Source organism: Larsenimonas rhizosphaerae, assembly GCF_026240105.1.
Taxonomy (GTDB): Bacteria; Pseudomonadota; Gammaproteobacteria; order Pseudomonadales; family Halomonadaceae; genus Larsenimonas; species Larsenimonas rhizosphaerae.
The window spans coordinates 541397-559879 of sequence record NZ_JAPIVE010000002.1 but is presented as its reverse complement, the minus strand read 5'-3'; the positions used below and the strand labels follow the sequence as shown (position 1 = coordinate 559879).

Genomic DNA, 18483 nt, shown 5'->3' with positions numbered 1-18483 from the left:
GTCAGACTGTCGTGGTCGACATTGCGTGAGTACGGGGCAGAGCCAGTTCGGTCTCGGTGTCAAACAGGTGCAGCTGGTCGCTGTCACAGGTCAGCGTCAGCGTATCGCCAATGCTGACGCGAGTATCACCATCAAGCTGGGCGGTAATGCGATGACCATCAACCGTCATCTGGACCATGGTGACCGCCCCCAGAGGTTCGACCACATCCACCTCACCGGTCAGCAGAGCGGCACAGTCATCGGCATCGGTGGGCCGCAGATGTTCCGGTCGAATACCGGCCCACAGGGTCTGGCCCCGGTGACTCGACAGATCCTGACGCTCGGGGCTGGCCAACAGTCGAGCCGTCGGCCCGGTGAGCATCATGCCGTGCTGACCAAGCGTCATCTTCAGAAAGTTCATGGAAGGGGTGCCGATGAACCCGGCCACGAACAGGTTGGCAGGACAGTGATACAGCGTATTGGGCGTATCAATCTGCTGGATTCGACCATCTTTCATGACCACGATCCGCTCGCCCATGGTCATCGCTTCGGTCTGATCATGAGTTACATAGAAGGTCGTGACCTTGAGCTTGCGGTGCAGTTTGATGATCTCGGCCCGCATGTCCACTCGCAGCATGGCGTCCAGATTGGACAGTGGCTCATCCATCAGGAAAACCTGCGGACTACGGACTATGGCACGCCCCAGGGCGACCCGCTGCCGCTGCCCACCGGACAGGGCCCGTGGCTTGCGGTCCAGCAGCGCGGTAATACCAAGAACCTCTGCGGCCTCTTTAACGCGCTTCTGGATATCTTCCCCTGGGTACTTCTTGAGCTTGAGCGCAAACGCCATGTTGTCAAAGACCGTCATGTGCGGATAAAGCGCATAGCTTTGAAACACCATGGCGATATCACGATCCCGGGCAGCGACCTGACTGACATCCCGGCCATTGATGCGTATCTCACCGCCGGTATTGGCCTCAAGGCCTGCAATCATTCGCATGGTGGTGGACTTGCCACAGCCCGAGGGCCCCACCAGCACGATGAACTCCCCATCGCGGGTTGTCAGATTGAAGTCATCAACGGCATTGGCGGCAGCACCCTTGCTGCCACTGCCGGGATAGCGCTTGGCAACGTTATTGAGTTCGACAACGGCCATGTCCTGCTCCTGTGCGTAATCCGGCGAGCTCCAGGCTCGCCTCATGTAAAGAGAAGAGCCCGGGTTACTTCACCGCGCCGAACGTGAGCCCGCGCACCATCTGTCGCTGGGCAAACCAGCCGAGGACGATAATCGGGGTAACGGTTAATACTGACGCGGCCGACATCTTGGCCCAGAAAAGCCCCTCGGCACTTTTGAACGAAGCGATGAACGGTGCCAGCGTCGCAGCGTTGTGATCCACCATGGTCAGACTCCAGAAGGCTTCGTTCCAGGCAAGAATCAGTGCCAGCAGCCCCGTGGAGGCAAGCCCCGGCAGCGCCAGCGGCAGGATGACCTGCACCATGGTCTGAAGGGTACCAGCGCCATCAATGTCTGCAGCCTCGACGATATCCCTGGGGATATCCTTGAAGTAGGAGTACACCATCCAGACCATGATCGGCAGGTTCATGGCAGCAAACAGCATGATCAGCCCTGCATCCGTGTCCAATAGCCCAAGTGACTTGTAGACCAGAAAGATCGGAATCAGGACCCCGACCGCCGGGATGAACTTGGTGGATACCATCCAGACCAGCGTGAAATCCGTGCGTTTGGAGGGAAAGAATGCCATGGCATAGGCGGCCGGAATGGCCAGCGCCAGCCCGATCAATGTCGATATCACCGAGGTGATCGCTGAGTTCAGAGCGTAGTGCCAGTACCCTGCCCCCTGGTCCAGCGCCGTTCTGAAGCTGTCGAGAGTAGGGCTGAAGATGAACTGCGGTGTCATCGAGAACGCCGTCTGCTCGGTCTTGAACGCGGTCAGTATCATCCAGAGGATGGGAAAGAACATGATCAGAGCCACCAGCCAGCCTACGACTGCCAGCCCGATTGAACGTTTTGGTTCCATCAGCGCTGCCCTCCCGCATTGAGGTTGCCGGCCACAAACCGGATCAGGAAAAAGGCAAAGATATTGGCCAGAACCACCGCCCCGATCGCGGCAGCAGAAGACAGACCGATGTCATACTGGAAAAAGGCCGACAGATAGATGTAGTACGGCAGATTGGTTGTCGCCGTTCCCGGACCACCACTGGTTGTTGCGTAGATTTCGGCAAAGGAGGTCAGGAAGAAGATACTTTCAAGCATGACCACCACATAAAGCACCTGCCCCAGATGGGGAATCACGATATGGCGAAACTCCTGCCAGCGATTGGCCCCATCCAGCCGTACCGCCTCGATCTGGTCTTCCGGCAACGACTGCAGACCGGTCAGCAGAATCAACAATGCAAACGGGGTCCATTCCCAGGAAATCATCATGATGATGGAAAGCATCGGGTAATGGGCCAGCCAGTCTATCGGCTCAAGGCCCAGCGTACGCATGGCCCATGAAAAGATGCCGTAGACCGGATGAAACAGCATGTTCTTGAAAATCAGCCCGGTCACCACAGGCATGACAAAAAACGGCGAGATGGCAAGCGTGCGCGCAATGCCGCGCCCGATGAAGGTACGGTTGAACAACAGTGCCAGTACAAGGCCGAGCCCGACGGTCACGATCAGGCAGGCTCCCACCAGTACCAGGGTATTGACCAGAGCCGACCAGAAGGTCGGATCGTTCAGCAGAATCGAGAAGTTTTCCCACCCGGCAAAGCCTCGCATGGTGGGCATCATCAGGTTGTAATTCTGGAAGGCGTAATAAATTGTCATGGCCAGCGGGACGATCATCCACACCAGCAGGAAGATGACCGCCGGCGCCATCAGACGCTTAACCGGTGGGCCGTGCCGTCGGTGCAGTTTTCTGCCGCGATCAGGGCTATCGGACAGGGCTGTTGCCTCTGTATTCATGGGATTATCCTGGTATTCAAGGCCAAGGATCGCCCCGGCACGCGATGATATGACCGCATGCCGGGGCAGACGGCTACTTCTTGCCGTAACCGGCGCGATCGATCAGACGCTGGGTAAACTGCTGACCCTGCTCAAGCCCCTGCTCGATCGTACTCTGGCCGGACACGATGCCCGCCATCAGCTGGCCAACCCGGGTTCCGATGGCCTGGAACTGAGGAATACTGATGAACTGAATGCCGGTATAAGGCACCGGCTCGGCGGTGGGGTGGTTCGGATCAGCGGATGTAATGGCCTTGAACACCAATGAAGCAAAGGGGGCCACCTTCCTGTAGCCATCGCTTTCATAGGTTGATGTGCGAGTTCCTGGCGGCACACCCAGCCAGCCCTTGTCGGCTGCTACCGAGGAGATGTACTGGCTGGAGGTAGCCCAGTCCACAAAGGTCTGTGCGGCCTCGGCGTGCGGAGCAGACTTCGGCACGGCCAGTGCCCAGACATACAGCCAGTTGGCACCATTTTGTGTGGTCTGATAGGGCGATTGAGCAAAACCGACCTGATCTGCAACTTTTGACGTGGCCGGATCAGAGAGGTACCCGGCAGCGACCGTGGAATCGACCCACATGCCACACTGACCATTGGCGAACAGTGTCTCGGATTCGGTAAAGCCATTGGAGGTGGCACCGGGAGGCCCGTATTCGGTCAACAGGCTTTTATACATGGCAGCGGCCTTTTTCCAGGGCTCACTGGTCAGCTGCGCCTGCCAGTCCATGTCAAACCAGCGCCCGCCGTAACCGTTGACCATGGTGCCGAACAACGCCATGTTCTGCCCCCAACCCGGCAATCCGCGAAGGCAGATGCCGTATACACCGTTCGCCGGGTCATTGAGCGTCCTTGCAAACGTCTGCACCTGATCCCAGGTAGGTCGTTCCGGCATGGTGAGCCCGGCCTTGCTGAACAAGTCCTTCCGGTAATAGGTCATGGAGGACTCAGCATAAAATGGCAGCGCATACAGCGTACCGTCAGCAGACAACCCCTGGCGTACCGAATCGATCAAATCATTGGAGGCATAGCTTTCCGGTAGATTATCCATCGGCTTCAGCCAGCCGTTTTTTGCCCAGATCGGCGTTTCATAGTTGCTGACCGTAATAACGTCGTACTGTCCCCCGCCACTGGCAATATCGGTCGTGATCTTCTGCCGCAATTCATTCTCCGGCAGGGTGACATAGTTCACGTTAATGTCCGGATGCGCCTTCTTGAACGCCGCCGTCATTTTTTGCATGGTCACCATATCCGGGTTATTGACCGTTGCTACCGTAATGGTGGTGTCCGCATGGGCTGGCATGACACAGCCAACAACCCCTGCGATGCCGATACCCTTGACAAGTACTCGCCATGTGCTCATTTGCCGATCCCCTTTATTGTGATGTGCCTGGCCAGTCAACTGCCAGGGGGTGGAAGACAATGATGCACCAATGATACGCAAGCCCTCTCCTATCATTTAGTATCAGTTAATACCAAAAGGCACATGACGTCAGGCACGCCGGAATGTTTTAACCCTTATTCCGATGAAATCGAGGTTAGTGTCACTGCTTTCAATGATACAAAATGATACTATCAATCGACCGTCAAACAGCCGCCCCACCTACTATCTGGATATTGATGATGCCTTCATCCCAGCGTACCCGACTTGAAGATGTAGCCAGAGAAGCGGGCGTCAGCAGAATTACTGTATCGCGTGCCTTTTCGAACCCGGACAGCGTGCACCCCGAGACACTTGTCAGGGTTCATGAGGTCGCTGAACGAATCGGATACCGACCGCATCGACGGACGCGCACCCAGGCATCGCCACAGGTACCGGCGCGCCATCAGCGCATCGGCGTGGTCATGCCCAACCTGAACAACCCCTTTTTTGGTCATATCGGGCAGTCACTGAGCAAGGCGGGGCTCGATCATGATGTGGATATTCTGGTACTGGATTCCTATGAATCCGAAACGCAGGAACAGGTAGCTGTAAAGCGCCTTCTGGCACTGGGGATTGATGCACTGATCATCGCAGTGATTTCTTCAGATGCAGATTATCATCCTGGATGGGCGTCACGGCTGGAGCAAAGTGGTATTCCGGTAATTCTTCTGGATCGCGAAATTGATATCGCGCATGCCGGCGGGGTGTATATCGATAATACTGACTGCGGATACCAGGCAGGCGCATGGATGGTGAGACAGAAGGCAGGCAATGTACTGGTCATCTCAGGCCCTGGTGATTCACGCGTCTCCATTGGGAGAACCTCCGGCATCCGCGAAGCCCTGGGCGATACGCCCATCAGAGTGCATTACGCAGACTTCACCATGGACCCCGCCTATCACTTCATGAAGGAGGTGCTGAGTCAGGGTGATGTCCCCGAAGGAGTGATTGCCGTCAATAACCAGATCGCCCTGGGCATCATCAAGGCCTGCCTTGAAGCAGGACTCGTTCCAGGCAAGGATCTCCTACTGTTCAGCATTGATGCCGTGCCTTACGCGGAAGTATTCGGTTATCGCATTTCGTGCATGAAAATGAATACAGAAGAAGTAGCAACTCGCGCCCTGGCACTGGCACTTCAGGCCATCAACAAAAGTTCACCTGATGGGGGAAAGGTTATAGTCAGGGCAATACTGAATGAACGAATAGCATGATGGATACACTTTCATGCGGGTGCTCCATGAAAGGAATCTCTCCATGATTTTTTTTTTGAAAAGGATTTCACGATCGAACTGACCTCGCCACGAATATCATTCCTTATGGATTCAAACATGGAAAGGTAATCCGGGGGAAAGGAAGCGACCAGGCTTGAGCATTTCACATAATATGGTGCCCTTTTTCCATATAAATCCTGAAAATCACCAACACGTTTGAAAAAAACATTAGAGCCTTTTATCAGCCTTACAAATCTTGGCTCTACCAGGGCAAAAGCATGATCACGGCCTGCAGCACTGACCACAGATGCAATTGATGTAGCCAGAGCATGCCGTGATAGCCCCAGGAGTAATAACTCCTCATCATCAAGAAAGTTGAAATTCTCTTTCTCGTAAGATACCCGGGTTAACAGCGAGAATCTTGATAGTTCACATATACCATCACGATTCATGGCATCAGGATTAATATCGCTAAAAAAACAGTCCTGGTAGTAGGACTCTATCGGTAACAAGGTAGATTCTATCGAACATACCACTCTGAAATAACCAACCATCGTGTCAGAGTCTTTATGTTTTAAAGCAAGGTGCACGGAGCGATCATCAAACTCATCCCACTCATCAATCAAGTCATCGCCAGACAGATACCCAAACTTGTTATAATAAACACCCCGACGAAACTCACAGCACGCAACATAGTCCTCGAAAGAATTTATTACCGAAAAACCAAAAGCGTCGCAATAACGCTCAAACTCACTTACGTTCATCATCACACCTTATAATTTTATTTATATGCTCAGGTTTCCCAACAAGATATCCCTGAGCGTAATCAACACCTATTTCACTCAATATATCAAGCACCTCGTCACTATCAACAAATTCAGCTATAACCTGCTTACCAAAGGATCTCGACACTTCAAATATAGAGTTAACAATAACTCGGTTACTGGGGGACCTTTCAAGCCCGGAAATAAATTCACCATCGATTTTTACAAAATCAGAAGGCAGACGGTCAAGGTATCTAAAGCTACTAAACCCTGATCCAAAATCATCCAGTGCAACCTTACAGCCAAGCTCCTTTATATCCAAAAGAGTTTTGCTGGCCAATCCAAAATCAGTAACTGCTTCAGTTTCCGTGATTTCGACTATCAACCTTTCTGCCTGAGCGCCAGACTCTTCAAGCTTCTTGCTCAAGAATTCGGCAAGAGACTCGTCTCTTAATGATTTACCTGAAATATTGATCGAAAAGCTGACACCATTCATGCAAGAGAGATAATGAACACCCTTCGCAATCACATATCTATCAATATCTATAATCAACCCACTACGCTCAGCCACAGGTATAAATTGACCTGGGGAGAAAAATCCACCTACTGAATCCGGAAGCCTTATAAGTAGCTCATAGTGCTTTATCGTATTATCACTTACATTCATGATTGGCTGGGCAAAGAATTCAAAACTATCATCTTGCAGAGACTGTTTCAAAACTTCATCCCAGTAAATACGGTGTTGAATATTTTCCTTACTCAAATCCTTTTCAGTAATTAGATGCCAGTCGACCATAGGGTTATCCTTGGCCAAATACATTGCTATGTCGGCATTTGCCATTATTGATTCAGTATTATCACCGTGCATGGGATAAGATGCGATACCGATGCTGGCAACAGCACGATGACGCTGTTTATCTACTATGAAATTTATTTCATCCAAGGCATCATTTATTTTAGATGCAATGTCAATGGCTAGACTATCTGCATAAAATGGCAGCAAGACAGAAAATTCATCACCGCCCAATCTGGCTATAAAACATTCGTCTGGTAGAAAATCCTTCAGCTTATCTGCCACCATGCAAAGCAGTTTATCACCGGAGCCATGCCCACTTAACTCGTTGACTTCCTTGAATCTGTCAAGGTCAAGGTAAAATACGGCACCATATTCTTGATTAGAAAGTGATTCCTCAAGCCTTTCCTTGAAAAACCTTCGATTATAAAGCCCTGTTAGAGAATCCTGATTTGCCAACCAGACCAATCTGCTCTCGGCCTTTTTCTTCTCAGTAACATCGACTCCTACAGAGACCCAATAAGCATCCTCGCTCGATAGGCTCGAAAGGGGAGAATGATACCATTCGATGATAATTTCATTATTGCCAGCCAGAGTATGCTCTTGCTGAAATTCCGACCTGAAATAATTGAATCTATCATTGTCATTCAGGAAGGTGTTCTGAAACCCTTTTCCAATAATATTATCCAGGCGCAACCCTGTTTTTTTAAGAGCAAGTTGATTGGCAATAACCACGCCTGACTTTTCGCCATGGGTTATTATTAGCGCACTGGCAGTAGATAAAAGACTATTCGTAAAGTCCCTTTCCTTCGCAAGATCTTCTACTCGATATTGCAACTGTGAATTCATGTCATGCAACTCGATCTGAAGTTGCTGAAGCTTTCCTGATACTGCAAGAGCTGTTCTTTGCAGCACACCGATCTCGTCGTGAGAGTAGCGCCCTGGAATCTTCATTACTTTAGCAAAATCATCAAACTTTCCTTCAGCCAGCATCGGAAGATATTCTATAATCTTCTTCAAACTGGACATTGGCTTCCACAAAAGTCCAAAAATAGCTGCCTCTGCAAAAAGCCACCCCAAAAGAATAATCAAAAAGGCTCTTTCCGACTCTTTATTTACACTTTCATATTCATCAGTAATATTGGAAAAAACAACAACATGTCCGCCATCCTCAATGGCATGACCATTATCTCCGACAGGAAACATCATTACATAATAGTACTCATCGTTCAGCTTGATCCTGACTGGAGAATCGACTATTTCTTTCTTTGAAAATCCCTGAGACAGATAATCTATTTTCTTTATCGTCTCTTCCTTATTAGTAGCAGCGACCACATCGCCACCCCAGGACTTCAAGTAGGAACTTCGTTGTCTTTCCTTGATATCAGCAAGAATTGCTATATCACTTTTTCCATCTATATTTATATATCGTGCCACATCAGCTATGGACAAAGATGCCACAACCACACCAATGCTTTCTCCGTTGCTAAGTATAGGTGAAAAAGCATACTGCCTACATTCCTTGCTGCATATTAATCTCGAAACCGGCCTTTCGAGATCAAGAGACTCTTTAGCCCATCTTCTGTAAAAAACGTTATCTATATTTTCATTTTTATTTCTTGAAAAAATATAGGCACCCTTCTCCAGAACAACCTTCCCCTCCTTATCCAGAATCTTTAACTCATCTATCCCTATATCAAGTTGAAGGGATGGCCATATCTCGTTTATTTTCGCTGAAACTTTTTTATTATCATTAATACCAAACAGGGAGTCCGTCGCCGCGACAGCAGAAATCATGCTTGTATAACCCTGCAGGGTATTTCGCGACATTTTTATAGCATTTATTATATCCAGCTTCTGTTTCTTGTAATTTATAAATTGTCGCTGTTCCAGCTGACTCTCAAGCTCTGACTGACTTACAAAAAAGAAGGTAAATGCGAGAAAGACAAGAACAAGCGTAGTAACAAGAAAAACCTTGAGCCTCAGACTTATAAAAAATATTGAGCTGGTAGAAAAGCAACTCATGACGAGCCTCCCTTGGCTTTAAAAGCGATACGAGGCCTGAAAGAGGAAAAGATCCCAATATTTCTTGTTGTCATTTTCGTTTGGCTTGTACAACCATCCCGTCCCTTCAATATTATGATACTCAGCCGCTAACATGAACTTTGGTGTAACCAACCACTTCAACCCCAAAGTATTATCAAATGCATATCTTGAATAATCATCGCCATTACCTTGGGATGCAAACTCTTTGCCGTGCATGTCGCTCAGGTCAGAAATCAAGGCATCATATCTTAAAAAACCCTGCCACTTATTATTGAATCGATAAGCATACTGTAAATACCAGCTGCCAGATGTTGAAGAATCATTGAACCTTGAATCCGGGATTCCGCTGAACTCGCGCTTCCTAACTGCAATTTCTGAAGTAAGGCTCCATAGCATGGAATTATATTGAGCCGAAAGAATAACGGGCTCATAGGAAAACTCACCATTTCCTGGACCATTTGATGAAGAATCGTACTCAGCGGTAATCTTCCCATAGGTGATTGCGGTAATAAATCGTCCACCGCCATACTCATAGGAAAGCTGACTTATCAAGGAATTTTTAGCCTTGATAGAGCCTGGCAAGGCATCAGGGAGAATTGTATTTTTTACGTTATCATCAACCTGTGGCAACCCCCAGCCAACCTGAAATCGAATACTGCTATCTGTAAATCTTTTTTCAAAATATTCAGCGACACCATCGCCTGATATTGATTGGGTCCGGGTTCTATCAAAATAGATAGACTGTGGAAGCAATATGCCAGTACGGGTAAAGGGCACATCTCGCGTTTCATTATAGAATCCGAACGGATTCTTGACACGGCCAATCTTTATTCCAAGGGTCGTTGAGTTTCCCGAGTAGACTTGGTAATCAATTACGCCATAATCCAGTTCAGGTTTTGCACTATCATCGCCCGCCCGCCGGCTGAGCACCTGAGCAGAAATCAGCAGGTTATCGCTTGGGCGTAACGAGGCATTGAGCCCCAGCTCATAAAACTGCAGGCTACCCCCCTTGCTGCTGCTGGGACCAAAGAAATCGTTGTGATCCGAAATCACCAGCGCCTGACTCATGAAGCCATGAAATTGCAGTGTATCCAGAGTATCGGCAACAGACTGAGCAAATACGGGAGAACTGCCCACAAAAGCCATCATCCCGAGAGGCCATTTAATCCAGCGGCAAAATACGCACGCGCTCATCCGCTTGTCCTTTTTGTACATAACCAATACTGCCGGGCAGTGCAGCGACCTTTTCCATCATTTCTTCTACAGACTCCACTACGTTTGGCGCCTGTCCCGTGCCGGAAAATACCGCGCGGTCCCATGCCAGCCGAAGCTGATGGGGGTAAACACCCAGCACCTGCTTGCAAAAGTCATCATGCAGGGGATTATCATCCGGCAATACAAATACATGCGCAGCGCTTCCATCCGGAAGGCTGCGCAATCTCATGGCAAAAACGGCTCGGGCGGTTTCAGTTGTGATGCTGTCTAGCGCTGTATCTTTATTGGTGATCAGCACGATCGAGGAGTCAGCGCGGGCAAGGCTGCTCTCTGCTCCGGCCAGCCAGAGCGTTATTACCACCAGTATGCCAGTGGCGTACTTTACGAGACCTGGGGCTGACACGTTGAATTTATACCCCATTAGCATGAGTGGCGCTCTGACCATGCAGCAGCAGACGTCTCACTGATTTGGCTTAAAGGAGTACACAACACTCTCCACGTACCTGTCACTCACTGAGAGCGAAAAGGTTACCTATATTCTCCATGCTACGACTATCGGCAATGCGCTAATAAGGTTGATATTTTGAGGCCAGCCATTCCTTTTTACCAGGCTGATCCGAGCATAAAAAAGCCGCCCCGATGAGAAGGGCGGCTTTTTCGACCATTACTTCCTCATACGTTCAGGTAATCAAGGATGCCCTGAGCCGCCTGGCGCCCCTCATAAACGGCCGTCACCACCAGATCTGAACCACGCACCATGTCTCCTCCGGCAAATACCTTTTTATTGGAGGTCTGGAAAAAGAACTCTCCATGCTCAGGAGCCGTCACGCGGCCGCGCTCATCCACGGAGATACTGGAAGGATCAAACCAGTCAGCCGGACTGGCCTGAAATCCGAAGGCAATGACAACTGCATCGCAGGCGATTACCTCTTCAGACCCCGGTACCACCTCAGCACGCCGTCGCCCATGCTCATCAGGCTCCCCCATGCGAGTGCGTACGAGCTTGACCCCCTCAACCCGGTCATCGCCAACGATGGCTATCGGCTGACGGTTGAACAAAAATTCAACGCCCTCTTCCCGCGCATTGGCTACTTCTCGGCGGGAACCAGGCATATTGGCTTCATCTCGCCGATAGGCACAGGTAACGTTTTTGGCATGCTGACGAATCGATGTACGATTGCAGTCCATGGCTGTATCACCGCCACCAAGCACAACGACACGCTGCCCTTCCATGGAGACATAATCTGCCGGGTCAGCTTCAAATCCCAGAGTATGATTGACGTTGGCAATCAGAAAATCGAGAGCCTTGTGCACCCCGGGTAGCTGCTCCCCCGGGAACCCGCCTTCCATGTACTTGTACGTCCCCATTCCCATGAAAACGGCATCGTACTCTTCGAGCAGGTCATCAAACTGGATATCACGGCCGATTTCCGTATTCAGCCTGAACTCGACCCCCATCTCCTCAAGCACGCTACGACGCCGTTTCATGACATGCTTTTCAAGCTTGAACTCGGGAATGCCGAAGGTAAGCAGCCCACCGATTTCAGGGTAACGGTCATAGACAACCGGGCTGACGCCGTTGCGCACGAGGATATCGGCACACCCGATACCTGACGGTCCGGCACCGATGATCGCCACCCGCTTGCCGGTTGGCTCTACGCCGCTCATGTCAGGGCGCCACCCCATCGCAAAGGCTGTATCAGTGATGTACTTTTCCACTGAGCCTATCGTGACGGCACCAAACCCGTCATTGAGGGTACAATCCCCCTCGCACAGGCGATCCTGAGGACAAACACGCCCACAGACTTCCGGCAGGGAGTTGGTACGGTGCGACAACTCTGCCGCTTCCAGGATATTGCCTTCCGATACCAGCTGAAGCCAGTTGGGAATGTAGTTGTGAACCGGACACTTCCACTCGCAGTATGGGTTACCACAGTGCAGGCATCGGTGAGCCTGGCTGGCAGCTTCCTGCGGGCGGAAGGGCTCATAGATCTCGGCAAATTCCTGAACACGCCGCTGAGCATTCTTCTTGGCAGGGTCCTGCCGGCCGACGTCGATGAACTGGAAATCATTTGAAAGCTGTTGTGTCATGTCAATACCTCCTTATTCCGGACGACGCCGTGATTCAGCCAGCAGGTTATTAAGGCTGGCGGCCTTGGGTTTCACCAGCCAGAAATGGCGAATGAAGTCCGAAAAGTCATCCAGAATCTCAGCGCCCCATGCCGACTTCGTTTCACTGACATAGTCAGTAATCACTTCGCGCAAGTGCCGGCGGTAGGCTTCCATGGCTTCTGTATTGATGCGATGAATCTCGACCAGCTCGTGGTTATAGCGATCCACGAAGTTACGCCCCATATCAAGAACATAGGCAAAGCCACCGGTCATTCCGGCGCCGAAGTTGAGTCCGGTCTCGCCCAATACACAGACCAGACCGCCGGTCATGTATTCACAGCAGTGATCCCCTGCACCCTCGATGACGGCATGAGCTCCCGAGTTACGCACACCGAAACGCTCACCTGCAGTCCCCGCAGCATACAGGGTGCCCCCGGTGGCGCCATAAAGGCACGTATTGCCAATGATGGCCGTGTCCTGGCTCTTGAATCGGCTACCCGCTGGCGGCGTCACCACGAGCTTGCCACCGTTCATGCCCTTTCCGACGTAATCGTTGGAATCGCCTTCCAGGTACATATTGAGGCCACGCGCATTCCAGACCCCGAAACTCTGCCCGCACACACCAGACAGCTTCAACGTGATCGGTGCCTCTTCAAGGCCTGATTCACCGTATTTCTTGGCAATGTATCCGGAAACGAGCGCCCCGACGGACCGATCACAGTTGGTCACGCGGAAGCTGAACTCACCACCGGACCTGGCATCAATGGATGCCTGCAAGGCATTTAAAAGCTCCTTGTTCTTGGCCCCCGGGTCATTCGGCTCGTTACGCTCATGCGTACAGTACTGTGGCGCATCCTTCGGCACCCAGTCATTCTCAAGCAGGGAGGACAGCTCCAGTCGCGCGTGAGACTGCGTAGTGCCTTCAATCTTTTCGAGAAGATCGGTACGACCAATCAGGTCCGTCAACTGCCTGACGCCCAGCATGGCCATGATTTCACGCACTTCTTCAGCAATGAAACGGAAGTAATGCTTGACCATATCCACGGTACCGCGGAAGTGCTCGTCACGCAGTGTCTTGTGCTGAGTGGCCACACCGGTCGCACAGTTGTTCAGGTGACAGATACGCAGGTACTTGCAGCCCAGGGCTACCATGGGAGCCGTGCCGAAGCCGAAACTTTCCGCGCCGAGGATCGCTGCCTTGACCACATCCAGCCCTGTCTTGAGACCGCCGTCTGTCTGTAGACGAATCTTGTCGCGCAATCCGTTGATACGCAGCGCCTGATGAACTTCGGGCAGGCCAAGCTCCCAGGGAGATCCTGCATGCTTGATCGAGGTCAATGGGCTGGCTGCTGTACCACCGTCATAACCGGAGACGGTAATCAGGTCTGCGTAGGCCTTGGCCACCCCGGTCGCGATAGTGCCGATACCAGGCTCCGAGACCAGCTTGACCGAAACCTGCGCCTGAGGATTGACCTGCTTGAGGTCAAAGATGAGCTGTGCCAGATCCTCGATGGAATAAATATCATGATGCGGCGGCGGTGAAATCAGGGTGACACCCGGCACGGCGTAACGCAGCCTGGCGATCAACTCGTTAACCTTCCCGCCCGGCAGCTGACCGCCCTCACCCGGCTTGGCCCCCTGCGCCACCTTGATCTGCAGAACCTCGGCATTGACCAGGTAAGCCGGAGTAACCCCAAAACGTCCTGATGCAATCTGTTTGATCTTGGAGCTTTTGATGGTGCCATAGCGGGCCGGATCTTCACCGCCTTCGCCCGAGTTGGAGCGGCCACCCGCTTCATTCATGGCTTGTGCCAGAGCCTCATGTGCCTCGGGAGACAAGGCGCCGAGCGACATGCCGGCGCTGTCAAAGCGCGGCAGCAGGGACTCGATTGATTCAACCTCGTCCAGCTCGACAGCCGTCTGTCCCGGCTTCAGCGCCAGCAGATCACGAATGGTAGCGATCGGCCGCTCATTGACCAGTTTCGCAAACGCCTTCCACTTTTGATAATCCCCCTGCTGTACGGCCTGCTGAAGGGTCATGACAATGTCCGGGTTATAGGCGTGATACTCATGGCCATGGACATATTTCAACAAACCGCCGTGACGAGGTGGCTTACGCTTGAGCCAGGCATCACGCCCCAGCAGTTCCTGCTGAAGCTGTAGTTCGGCAAATCCGGTCCCCTCGATGCGCGATGCCATGCCAGGGAAGCACATCGCCATGATGTCGGAGTCCAGCCCCACGGCCTCGAACAACATTGACCCACGGTAAGAGGCAATATGGGAAATACCCATCTTCGACAGAATCTTGAAGATGCCCTTTTGCATCGCGCGGCGATAGTTCTCGCGGCCGTCAGCCGGATCACCCTGGATATCACCGGTACGATGCATATCTGCCATGACCTGATAGGCCAGGTAGGGATAAACCGCCGTTGCGCCTACGCCGAACAGGACCGCCATCTGGTGAGCGTCCCGCGAGAAACCGGTCTCGACAATCAGGTTGACGCGCGGACGCAGCGCTTTTTTGGCCAGGTAGTGATGCACGGCTCCTACCGCCAGGGCCGGATGAATGGGCAATAGCCCCTTCTCAAGTCCAGCGTCACTCAGAACCAGCAGCACCTTGCCATTGCGTGCCGCATGCTCCGCCTTTTCACACAACGCCACCAGCGCCTGCTTCAACCCGTACTGTTGCGGGTCATAAAGTGTAGAGAAGGATACACACGCGAAAGTCGGGTCAGTCTGGGTTGTCACGGCGTTGAACTTGCGCGGCGACAGGATAGGCGTAGTCAGGATCAGGCGGTGAGCGTGTTCGGGGGACGCCTCGAACACATTCATCTCCGCACCAAGACACGTTTCCATCGACATGACGATGGCTTCGCGCAAGGGGTCGATGGGCGGGTTGGTAACCTGAGCAAAACGCTGCCTGAAGTAGTCGCTCAGCAACCGCGGCTGGCCCGACAGTACAGCCATGGGCGTATCATCCCCCATGGATCCCACGGCTTCCTGTCCGGACTCGGCCAGGGGGCGAAGAATCTGGTCCCGCTCCTCGAAGCTGACCTGGAACATCTTTTCGTGAACCCGCAGCTCTTCCTCGCCCATGGGCTGAAAGCGAGCCAGCTCGGTCAGGGCAGACTCAAGGTACTGCGCCTGCTCCTTGAGCCAGGTCTTGTAGGGGAAGGTTACCTTGAGGCGCTCGTCGATATCACGCGTATGCAGCACTTCGCCGGTATGGGTATCCACCGATAGAATCTGCCCCGGACCGACGCGCCCCTTGGCCACCACGCTTTCAGCCGGGTAATTCCACACCCCGATCTCGGAAGACAGTGTGATATAGCCATTATCGGTAATTACCCAGCGCGCCGGGCGCAATCCATTACGGTCGAGCATGCATACCGCATGGCGACCATCGGTCAGCACGATGCCTGCCGGGCCATCCCATGCCTCCATGTGCATGGAGTTGTATTCATAGAATGCCCGCAACTGGCCATCCATGGTTTCAACATTCTGCCAGGCCGGCGGCACCATCATGCGCACGGCCTTGTAAAGCTCCATCCCCCCGGTCAGGAGCACTTCCAGCATGTTGTCCATGCTGGACGAGTCGGATCCGGTGGTGTTGACGATTTCATCAAGCTCTTCGATATCGGTCAGGATATCGTTGACAAAGTTTTCCTTCCGCGCATTCGCCCAGCTGCGGTTGGCTTCGATGGTGTTGATTTCGCCATTATGAGCCAAAAACCGGAACGGCTGTGCCAGCGGCCAGCGAGGCGCTGTATTGGTAGAAAACCGCTGGTGGAAGACACAGATGGAGGTCTCGAGGCGCTCGTCGCTCAAGTCGCTGTAGAAGGTGGGCAGGTCCACCGGCATCATCAGGCCCTTGTAGGAAATGACCTTGGATGACAGCGAGCAGACATAGAACTCATCGTCATGGCTCAATGCCTGCTCGGCCAGGCGGCGAGCCATGAACAGATCCACATTGAAGGACATGTCATCTGTCCGCCCTTCCTTCGGCGCAACGAATACCTGACGTATACGCGGCAGGCAGGACAGCGCAATCGGGCCGCATACCGAAGTATCGACCGGCACGTCGCGCCAGCCATGAAGCGTCAGACCACGTGCCGTGATGGCGTCCTCAAGCACACCACGAGCATGCGCTTCGCGCTCATCATCGTTGGCAAAAAACACACACCCTACGGCGTACTGGTCACCCAGGGCTTCACCCAGCGCCTCTTCTGCCTTGGCACGCATGAACGTATCAGGCATCCGAATCAACAGACCACAGCCGTCACCGGTTTTGCCATCCGAGTTGATGCCACCACGGTGTGTCATGCACGTCAGGGATTCGATTGCTGTTTGCAGCAAGTGATGACTGACCTGACCTTCCATGTGGGCAATCAGGCCAAAGCCACAGTTGTCACGGAATTCGTCGGGCCGATGGAGACCTCTCATCATGGGCGTGCCTCATTCGGGATTTATTGTATGCTTGTCAATATGGTGATATAATTTAAGGTTTTTTATTATTTTTAAAAGGCGATAACCCGCTATAACACGGCAGACAAAGGAAACCGAGCTTACCCGCACAAGCGCCAGCCACGCAAACCCCTGCCTCACGTCTATACCAAAAATCCCCTTCAAATCGGCAGGTTACCGAAAAAGATCGGCAAAAAACCTTCCTATTCAACATGTTATGTTCAAACTGAAAAAGATCACGCTCATTTAGACTTTAGTCGCAAATGACGTCTCGACCCCATGCCGATAATGCATGACGCATACCAATATTCGCAACAACCCCCATTACCATTAAAAAAGCCGCCCCTGAAGGCGGCTTTAATATCGGACATCATGGCTCAGCAGGCAGTAAAATCATCGATGGTGCGGGTCAACAAGGACTCGGGCACTTCTTCTGTAACGCAGGCCTGACCAGGACGGGACAGCAGGACCAGCCGCATGCGTGCGTTGACATTTTTCTTGTCCAGCCGCATCAATTCAAGAAACCGTGCCGTGGACACACCGGAAGGAGGCCTCAGAGGCAAACCTGCCGCCTGAAGAATGCGGCCTGTCCGCTCAACATCGGCATCCGTCAACCAGTCCAGATTTCTGGATAGCGTTACCGCCATGTTCATTCCTGCACTAACGGCCTCACCATGCAGCCACGTGCCATACCCCATCGCATTTTCTATGGCATGCCCAAACGTGTGCCCCAGATTGAGAATCGCACGTATGCCCTGTTCGGTTTCATCCTGATTGACAATGTCAGCCTTGATCTCGCAACTTCTGACAATGGCATGCGTCAGGGCCACTGACTCCCTTGCCAACAACGCGGGCATGCTGCCTTCAAGAAAATCAAGAAAATCGCTGTCATGAATAAGGCCGTACTTGATGACTTCCGCCATGCCCGCTGAAAACTCACGATCAGACAACGTTGCCAGTACCGAAGTGTCCGCAAGCACAACACGCGGCTGCCAGAAGGCACCGATCATGTTCTTGCCCCGCGGGTGATTGATACCGGTCTTTCCACCCACGGAGGAGTCCACCTGAGAAAGCAGCGTGGTGGGAATCTGAATGAAGTCAACGCCCCGCTGATAGCTGGCCGCCGCAAATCCTGTCATGTCGCCAATGACACCGCCACCGAGGGCAATCAGCGTGCAGCGCCTATTGAAACCAGCCGTCAGCAGCGCATCCCAGATGGTTTCGAGACATTCAAGCGTCTTGAATTGCTCACCATCCGGCAACACCACCTCTGCCACGTCCAGGTCCGGCAGCATGGACCTGACAACATCAAGGTACAGGTCGGCCACCGTATCGTTGGTCACGATCATGACCTGACTACCGGTGATATAGGGCGCCAGAAGCTCCTTGCGTCCCAGAAGGCCCGGGCCCACATGGATAGGGTAACTGCGCTCGGCAAGATCGACTGTCAGCGTCTGCATCAACATTAT

The 18483-nt window shown here is 52.4% G+C and carries 12 protein-coding genes; 1 reads left to right on the top strand and 11 read right to left on the bottom strand.

The window, feature by feature from the left end:
• Window position 1: 1 nt before the first annotated feature.
• The 4 genes from OQ287_RS09020 to OQ287_RS09005 all read right to left on the bottom strand — a co-directional run bounded on the left by OQ287_RS09020 (window position 2) and on the right by OQ287_RS09005 (window position 4349).
• Entirely contained in the window at window positions 2–1135 is a 1134-nt protein-coding gene (locus OQ287_RS09020) for an ABC transporter ATP-binding protein (protein WP_265896221.1), read from the bottom strand.
• A 64-nt stretch (window positions 1136–1199) separates the two neighbouring features.
• Complete coding sequence (locus OQ287_RS09015; protein ID WP_265896220.1) at window positions 1200–2018, bottom strand: carbohydrate ABC transporter permease; 819 nt, start codon at window positions 2016–2018, stop codon at window positions 1200–1202.
• Window positions 2018–2863 carry a carbohydrate ABC transporter permease gene (locus tag OQ287_RS09010; protein WP_250937957.1) on the bottom strand — a complete coding sequence of 282 codons (846 nt, stop codon included), beginning with the start codon at window positions 2861–2863 and terminating at the stop codon, window positions 2018–2020. Before OQ287_RS09010 ends, OQ287_RS09015 begins: the two co-directional genes overlap by 1 nt.
• A 160-nt stretch (window positions 2864–3023) precedes the next feature.
• Window positions 3024–4349: an ABC transporter substrate-binding protein gene (locus tag OQ287_RS09005; RefSeq protein ID WP_265896219.1), complete on the bottom strand. Its 1326-nt coding sequence runs from the start codon at window positions 4347–4349 to the stop codon at window positions 3024–3026.
• A gap of 257 nt (window positions 4350–4606) precedes the next feature.
• Here OQ287_RS09005 and OQ287_RS09000 point away from each other — a divergent pair, with 257 nt between their 5' ends.
• Complete coding sequence (locus OQ287_RS09000) at window positions 4607–5620, top strand: LacI family DNA-binding transcriptional regulator (protein WP_265896218.1); 1014 nt, start codon at window positions 4607–4609, stop codon at window positions 5618–5620.
• A gap of 11 nt (window positions 5621–5631) precedes the next feature.
• Here OQ287_RS09000 and OQ287_RS08995 read toward each other — a convergent pair whose 3' ends face one another.
• The 7 genes from OQ287_RS08995 to aroB form a co-directional block, all read right to left on the bottom strand.
• Window positions 5632–6384 (bottom strand): GNAT family N-acyltransferase, encoded by a 753-nt coding sequence (locus OQ287_RS08995; RefSeq protein WP_265896217.1) that lies wholly within the window; start codon window positions 6382–6384, stop codon window positions 5632–5634.
• Window positions 6371–9202 (bottom strand): bifunctional diguanylate cyclase/phosphodiesterase, encoded by a 2832-nt coding sequence (locus tag OQ287_RS08990; RefSeq protein ID WP_265896216.1) that lies wholly within the window; start codon window positions 9200–9202, stop codon window positions 6371–6373. The genes OQ287_RS08995 and OQ287_RS08990 overlap by 14 nt, the downstream gene beginning before the upstream one ends.
• An 18-nt stretch (window positions 9203–9220) precedes the next feature.
• Complete coding sequence (locus OQ287_RS08985; RefSeq protein WP_250935384.1) at window positions 9221–10417, bottom strand: hypothetical protein; 1197 nt, start codon at window positions 10415–10417, stop codon at window positions 9221–9223.
• Window positions 10386–10865 carry a type 2 periplasmic-binding domain-containing protein gene (locus tag OQ287_RS08980; RefSeq protein ID WP_250935382.1) on the bottom strand — a complete coding sequence of 160 codons (480 nt, stop codon included), beginning with the start codon at window positions 10863–10865 and terminating at the stop codon, window positions 10386–10388. The genes OQ287_RS08985 and OQ287_RS08980 overlap by 32 nt, the downstream gene beginning before the upstream one ends.
• A gap of 245 nt (window positions 10866–11110) precedes the next feature.
• Window positions 11111–12529, bottom strand: coding sequence for an FAD-dependent oxidoreductase (locus tag OQ287_RS08975; protein WP_265896215.1), 1419 nt, complete (start codon window positions 12527–12529; stop codon window positions 11111–11113).
• Between the two features lie 12 nt (window positions 12530–12541).
• A complete protein-coding gene (gltB, locus tag OQ287_RS08970; RefSeq protein ID WP_265896214.1) occupies window positions 12542–16996 on the bottom strand; it encodes a glutamate synthase large subunit in 4455 nt (1484 codons plus the stop codon).
• 395 nt (window positions 16997–17391) lie between these two features.
• Window positions 17392–18474: a 3-dehydroquinate synthase gene (gene aroB / locus OQ287_RS08965; protein WP_265896213.1), complete on the bottom strand. Its 1083-nt coding sequence runs from the start codon at window positions 18472–18474 to the stop codon at window positions 17392–17394.
• Window positions 18475–18483: the final 9 nt, after the last annotated feature.

What these genes read in the sequence shown, in the direction of transcription:
- OQ287_RS09020 (WP_265896221.1), bottom strand. Translation starts at nt 1,135, where the DNA reads ATGGCCGTTGTCGAACTCAATAACGTTGCCAAGCGCTATCCCGGCAGT.
- OQ287_RS09015 (WP_265896220.1), bottom strand. Translation starts at nt 2,018, where the DNA reads ATGGAACCAAAACGTTCAATCGGGCTGGCAGTCGTAGGCTGGCTGGTG.
- OQ287_RS09010 (WP_250937957.1), bottom strand. Translation starts at nt 2,863, where the DNA reads ATGGCGCCGGCGGTCATCTTCCTGCTGGTGTGGATGATCGTCCCGCTG.
- OQ287_RS09005 (WP_265896219.1), bottom strand. Translation starts at nt 4,349, where the DNA reads ATGAGCACATGGCGAGTACTTGTCAAGGGTATCGGCATCGCAGGGGTT.
- OQ287_RS09000 (WP_265896218.1), top strand. Translation starts at nt 4,607, where the DNA reads ATGATGCCTTCATCCCAGCGTACCCGACTTGAAGATGTAGCCAGAGAA.
- OQ287_RS08995 (WP_265896217.1), bottom strand. Translation starts at nt 6,384, where the DNA reads ATGAACGTAAGTGAGTTTGAGCGTTATTGCGACGCTTTTGGTTTTTCG.
- OQ287_RS08990 (WP_265896216.1), bottom strand. Translation starts at nt 9,202, where the DNA reads ATGAGTTGCTTTTCTACCAGCTCAATATTTTTTATAAGTCTGAGGCTC.
- OQ287_RS08985 (WP_250935384.1), bottom strand. Translation starts at nt 10,417, where the DNA reads ATGAGCGCGTGCGTATTTTGCCGCTGGATTAAATGGCCTCTCGGGATG.
- OQ287_RS08980 (WP_250935382.1), bottom strand. Translation starts at nt 10,865, where the DNA reads ATGCTAATGGGGTATAAATTCAACGTGTCAGCCCCAGGTCTCGTAAAG.
- OQ287_RS08975 (WP_265896215.1), bottom strand. Translation starts at nt 12,529, where the DNA reads ATGACACAACAGCTTTCAAATGATTTCCAGTTCATCGACGTCGGCCGG.
- gltB (WP_265896214.1), bottom strand. Translation starts at nt 16,996, where the DNA reads ATGATGAGAGGTCTCCATCGGCCCGACGAATTCCGTGACAACTGTGGC.
- aroB (WP_265896213.1), bottom strand. Translation starts at nt 18,474, where the DNA reads ATGCAGACGCTGACAGTCGATCTTGCCGAGCGCAGTTACCCTATCCAT.